General features: G+C 70.1%; 1 protein-coding gene. It reads left to right on the top strand.

What is annotated here, in order from left to right; translation table 11 throughout:
* The coding region (locus tag ACFDTC_RS14160; protein WP_375259533.1) for a penicillin acylase family protein at positions 1-1,202 on the top strand (1,202 nt) is incomplete at both ends.

The raw sequence follows: 1,202 nt of genomic DNA, 5'->3' as shown, positions 1-1,202 counted from the left end.
TCGCGCAGCGCCGGGGGCGGCACGCTGCTGGCCAACGACCCGCATCTGGGCTTCACCGCGCCGTCGACTTGGTACCTCGCGCGGCTCGAGCTGGCCTCGGGCGGCGTGATCGGCGCCACGGTGCCAGGCGTGCCGGCGGTGATGATCGGCCGGTCGGAACGGCTGGGCTGGGGCGTGACGTCGTCCTACCTCGACGACCAGGACCTGTTCCTGGAACAGCTCGACCCCGAGAACCCGAACCGCTACCGCACACCGGACGGCTGGGCCGAGTTCGAGACGCGCCGATCGATCATCGAGATCGCCGACGAGGCGCCGGTCACGATCACCCTGCGCTGGACCGAGAACGGTCCGGTCCTGCCGCGCTCGTCCTACGACCTCGGCGCGGTGACGCCGGCCGGGCACGTGATGGCGCTGGGCTGGACCGCCCTGTCGGGCGACGATACCTCGATGAGCGCCGCGATCGCGCTGATGGGCGCGGGATCGGTTGACGAGGCGATCGGCATCTCGGACCTCTACGTCGCGCCCAGCCAGAACCTGACGCTGATCGACGAGGACACGATCGCGATGAAGACCGTCGGCGCGATGCCCGAGCGTAGCGCCGACCACCAGACGCAAGGCCGCATGCCCGCGCCGGGCTGGAACGCCGAGAACCGCTGGCTGGGCATCCTGCCGCGCTCGGAGAACCCGACCTTCGTGGCGCCGGATGGCGGCATCGTCGGCAATACGAACAACAAGATGATCGACCGGCCGTTTCCGCTGCATGTCAGCTTCGAATGGGGCGACAGCCAGCGCGTGCTGCGCTGGCGCGACATGATGATGGGCCGCGCGGTGCATACCCGGGACAGCTTCATCGAGGCGCAGCTGGACACGGTCAGCCAAGCCGCGCGCACGCTGCTGCCTCTGATCGGCCGCGACCTTTGGTTCACCGGCGAATCCGCGCCCGAGGGCACGCCCGAACGCCAGCGCCAGCGCGCGCTCGACCTGCTGGCGGACTGGAACGGCGAGATGAACGAGCATCTGCCCGAGCCGCTAATTTACGCGGCCTGGCTGCGCGCGCTGCAGGAGCGGTTGATCCGCGACGAGCTGGGCCCGCTCGCGGACGAGTTCGACCATGTCGAGCCGCTGTTCATCGAGCGCGTGTACCGCGACGTCGACGGCGCCGCCGCGTGGTGCGACGTGCTGCGTTCGGCGCGCGAGGAGAC

The organism is Citreimonas sp., assembly GCF_042096055.1.
Classification (GTDB): Bacteria; Pseudomonadota; Alphaproteobacteria; order Rhodobacterales; family Rhodobacteraceae; genus Citreimonas.
Note: the sequence above shows the minus strand (reverse complement) of the source record. Positions and strands in the feature narration are given on the sequence as shown.